Origin of the sequence: Streptomyces alkaliterrae (genome assembly GCF_007097205.2) — a bacterium.
Lineage (GTDB): Bacteria > Actinomycetota > Actinomycetes > Streptomycetales > Streptomycetaceae > Streptomyces > Streptomyces alkaliterrae.
Genome location: NZ_VJYK02000372.1, coordinates 1 through 4,788, shown reverse-complemented (window position 1 = coordinate 4,788; position 4,788 = coordinate 1). Strand labels below are relative to the sequence as shown.

The following is a 4,788-nucleotide window of genomic DNA, read 5'->3' as shown; positions in this document are numbered from 1 at the left end:
ACGCGGGGGGGGGCTACAGCCGGTCCGGGCGCCAGGAGGCGGCCAGGTCCTGCCAGAAGTGGGCGGCGGTCTCGGCGCCCTTCAGCAGCAGGTCCAGCTCGACCTTCTCGTTCGGCGCGTGCCAGCCGTCCGACGGGATGGAGATACCGAGGAAGAGGACGGGCACGTCGAGGATGTCCTGGAGGTCGGCCGCCGGCCCCGAACCGCCTTCCCTGGTGTAGCGGACGGGCTGCTCGAAGGCGCGTTCCATGGCCCTGCTCAGGGAGCGCAGCGCGGGGTGGTCGAGCGGGGTCAGGCAGGGCCGGGTGGCTCCCCAGAAGGTCAGCTCGTGACGTACGCCGGCCGGTACGCGTGCCGCGACCCACTCCTGTACCGCCTGCTGCACCTTCTCCGCGTCCTGTCCGGCGACGAGCCGGAAGGACAGCTTGAGCGTCGCGGAGGAGGGGACGATCGTCTTGCCGCCCGGCCCCTGGTAGCCGCCGCCGATGCCGTTGACCTCGGCGGTGGGGCGGGCCCAGATCCGCTCCAGGGTGGAGTAGCCCTCCTCGCCCCGGGTGGCGCGGCTGTGCGCGTTGCGCAGCCAGTCGTCCTCGTCGAACGGCAGTTCGGCGAACAACTCCCTTTCGCGATCGGTGAGTTCGACAACGCCGTCGTAGAAGCCGGGCACGGTGACGCGGCGCTGGTCGTCGTGCAGGGCGGCGGCGAGCTCGGCCGCCGCCTGCGCCGGGTTGGGCACGGCGCCGCCGAAGGAGCCGGAGTGGATGTCCTGGTCGGGGCCGCGGAGGTCGATCTGGCAGTCGGTGAGGCCGCGCATCCCGGTGCAGACGGTCGGGGTGTCCCGGGACCACATGCCGGTGTCGGAGACCAGGACGGCGTCGCAGGCCAGTCGCTCGGCCCGGGCGGCGACGAGGGCGGGGAAGTGCGGCGAGCCGGACTCCTCCTCGCCCTCGATGAGCAGCTTGAGGCCGACGGCCGGGGCTCGGCGGCCGGTGGCGGCGAGGTGCGCGCGGAGGCCGAGGGTGTGGAACCACACCTGGCCCTTGTCGTCGGCGGCGCCCCGGGCGTAGAGGCGGCCGTCGCGCTCGGCGGGTTCGAACGGCTCGCTGTGCCAGCCGTCGGCGCGGTCGGCCGGCTGGACGTCGTGGTGGCCGTAGACGAGCACGGTCGGCGCGTCGGGGTCCTCCGCCGGCCAGTGCGCGTAGACCGCCGGCAGGCCGTCGGTCTCCCAGACCTCGACGGTCGGGAAACCGGTCCGCCGCAGTCCCTCGGCCAGCCACCGGGCGCTGCGCCGCACGTCGTCCGCACGCTCCGGATCGGCGGACACCGAGGGGATGCGCAGCCACTCCCGCAGTTCGTCCAGGAACGGCTCTCGCCCGTCGGTCACGAAGTCGCGGACGGCGTTGTCCGGGGTGTCGCTCATGCCCCGAGCCTATCCGGCGGGGTGACGGGCTCCTCGGGGGAGCCGGTGAGCAGCAGCCGTTCCAGGCCGGCGCGGTCCGGCAGGTCCGTGGGCCGGATCACTTCCCCGGTCCGCACGTGTACAAACGCCGCCCGTACCGCGGTCAGCGGAAGTCCGTGCTGCTCGGCCCAGGCGAGCCGGTAGACGGCCAGCTGCAGCGGGTCGGCGGTGCGCCGGCGGCCGGTCTTCCAGTCGACGATCTCGAAGCCGTCCCCGTCGCGGTACACGGCGTCGATCCGCCCCCTGATCACCCGGCCGGCGAGCATCAGCTGGAAGGGCGCCTCGACGCGGTGCGGGACGCGGCTCGCGTACGGGGTGCGGCTGAACGCCTCCTTGAGTGCGGCCAGATCGCGTTCGTCGGCGATCTCCGCGGGCAGCGCACCGGTCTCCGAGTCGTTGCCACCGGGCAGTTCGTCGGGACCGAGCAGCGGCAGCGGCAGCGCCTCGTGCCGCGACTCGATCCAGGCGTGGAAGCGGGTGCCGCGCCGGGCCGCCGCCGGTTGCGGCGGGTGCGGCATGGGGCGCACGAGGTCGGCGGCGAACCGCTCGGGGTCGGCCTGCAACCGCATCAGCTGCGAGGCGGTCAGGGACTGCGGCAGCGGGACGTCGCGCTCCTTGCGCCTGGCCTGCCGCAGCTCCTGGGTGAGCGAGGCGAGGTCCCGGTCCCAGGAGGCGACGAGTCGGCGTTCCTCCGGCGTGAGCTGCCGTGCCGGACCCGCTTCCGGTTCCGGAGACCGCTCCCGCTGGTGCGGCAGGCCTGCCCGGGCGGGGTTGTCCTCGGCGCCCGGCTCGGGGCGGGCGGTGGGCCGGTGCCGGCGCAGCCTGTGGAGTACGGCGTCGGCGGCGGCGCGGCGGCGTTCCAACGCGGCCGGGTCCAGCGGCAGCGGCCAGGTCTGCTCGGTGGCCGGCTCGGCCAGTGCCGGGTTCTGCTCTCCCTCGGCGGGCGGCTCGGCCCAGTGCTCGACCTCGCCGTTCGCGGGGTCGGCCTCGACGTGGTCGCGGACGGCGGTGAGGAAGTCGGAGGGGCCGCGCGGCTTCTTCTGCTCCGGGCCCCACCAGTGGCCGGAGGCCAGCAGCAGCGAACGCGGCCGTGTCAGCGCGACGTAGCCCAGCCGGAGCTCCTCTGTCGCCTGGTGGTCGGCGAGGGCGGTGTCGTACTGCTTGCGGTCCCGGGCCGTCCAGCCGGTCAGCTCGGGCAGCGTCGCGGCGTCGCCGCGCAACGGGTGGGGCAGTACGCCGGCGCCGGCCAGCCAGGAGGTCTGGCCGCGAGTGCTGGGGAACTGCCCCCGCACCAGCCCCGGTACGGCGACGACGTCCCACTCCAGGCCCTTGGACTTGTGCGCGGTGAGCACCTTGACGGTGTTGTCGCCGCCGGGCAGCGAGCCGTCGAGTCCGCGGTCGTACTGCTCGGCGGCGCGCAGGAAGGCGAGGAACGCCTGCAGGGTGGTCTCGCCGTCCAGCGAGGCGAAGCCGGCGGCGACGTCGAGGAAGCGGCCCAGGGTCTCCCGGCGGCGGGCGGCGAGCGCCTGCGGCGAGGCGGCGAGCTCCACCTCCAGGCCGGTGACGGTCAGTACCCGGTGCAGTACGTCCATCAGCGGGTCGGCCAGCGAGCGGCGCAGGTCGCGGAGTTCGGCTGCGAAGTGGGCGAAGCGGACCCGGGCGGCGGCGGAGAACGGCAGGTCGTCCTGGTGGCCGCCGGACTCGAGGAAAGTGTCGAGGGCGTCGGCGAGGGAGACGACCTCGGTGGGGTCGGTGCCCTCGACGGCGGCCGCCAGCCGTCGGGCCGGGTCCTGTTCGGCGCCGCCCGGCGGCGGTACGAGCAGTCGCGCGCGTCGGCCGAGCATGGCCAGGTCGCGGGGGCCGATGCGCCAGCGCGGGCCGCTCAGCAGTCGGACGAGGGCGGCGTTGGCGGTGGGGTCCTGAAGCACCTCGCACATGGCGACCAGGTCGGCGACCTCCGGCAGGTGCAGCAGTCCGGACAGGCCGACGACCTCGACGGGCACGTCGCGCGCGGTGAGGGCGGACTGGATGCGCGGGAAGTCGGTGGCGGTCCGGCACAGCACGGCGATGTCGCCGGGGGCGGTGCCGGTGCGGACGAGGTGGGCGAGCGAGTCGGCCAGCCACTCCAGTTCCTCGGCGTGGGTGGGCAGCAGCGCGCAGCGTACGCGTCCGTCGGTCTCGGCGCCCGGTGCGGGGCGCAGCGCCGCCACGCCCTCGTGCCGCTCGCGCAGCGGGGCGGCGAGGGTGTTGGCGAGGGCGAGCAGTCGGCCGCCGCTGCGCCGGTTCTCGCTCAGCGAGTGGCGCTCGGCCAGCCCGTCGTCGGCCTGGGCGGCGTCCCGGCGGAAGTGGCGGGGGAAGTCGTCGAGGTTGGCGACGGAGGCGCCGCGCCAGCCGTAGATCGCCTGGCAGGGGTCTCCGACGGCGGTGACGGGGTGCCCGCCGTGGCCGAACAGCCCGGCGAGCAGGACGCGTTGGGCGACGGAAGTGTCCTGGTACTCGTCCAGCAGCACCACCTGGTACTCGGACCGCAGCTGTCGGCCGACCTCCGGCACGTCCCGGGCGAGGCGGGCGGCGACCGCGATCTGGTCGCCGAAGTCGAGGAGTTCACGGCGGGCCTTGCGGGTCCGGTACTCCTGGACGAGGTCGAGGAGTTCGAGTCGGGCCCGCGCGGTGCGCGGCACCTGCCGCAGCGCCTCGTTGGTGAGTCTGACCCCGCCGCCCTCCAGCTCGGCCAGCAGTGCCTGGTCGTGGGCGCGCAGCCGGTCCGGCTCGACGAGGTGCTCGGAAAGCTCGGAGTCGAGCGACAGCACCTCCGTGACCAGGGAGGAAACCGACTTGGTGAGGGCGTGGAAGGGCCCGGGGGCGGACCGCAGCACGGCGGCGGCCAGCTGGAAGCGGGTGGCGTCCGCCAGCAGCCGCGCCGTCGGCTCCACGCCGAGGCGCAGCCCGTGGTCCTTCAGCAGCCGTCCGGCGAAGGCGTGGTAGGTGGAGATGGCCGGTTCGCCGGGCGCGTCCTCGCCCTCACCGCCGTTCCCGCCGGCGGCCGCGTCCAGTACGCCGGTCTCCGCCAGCGCCCTGCGGACCCGCTCGGCCAGCTCGCCGGCGGCCTTGTTGGTGAAGGTGAGACCGAGCACGCCTTCCGGGGCGACCTGCCCGGTGCCGACGAGCCAGACCACGCGGGCCGCCATGACCGTCGTCTTCCCGGAGCCCGCGCCCGCCACGATGACCTGGGGGGCCAGCGGCGCGGTGGCACAGCGCAGCTGCTCGGCGGTGAACGGGATGCCGAGCAGTTCGCTGAGTTCCGCGGGGCGGGTGAGCCGGGCCGGGGC

The 4,788-nt window shown here is 74.9% G+C and carries 2 protein-coding genes; both read right to left on the bottom strand.

What is annotated here, in order from left to right; translation table 11 throughout:
* Window positions 1-13: 13 nt before the first annotated feature.
* A complete protein-coding gene (locus FNX44_RS23935; RefSeq protein ID WP_143650985.1) occupies window positions 14-1,420 on the bottom strand; it encodes a dipeptidase in 1,407 nt (468 codons plus the stop codon).
* The coding region (locus tag FNX44_RS23930; RefSeq protein WP_228450164.1) for an ATP-dependent helicase at window positions 1,417-4,788 on the bottom strand (3,372 nt) is incomplete at its 5' end. The genes FNX44_RS23930 and FNX44_RS23935, both read right to left, overlap by 4 nt.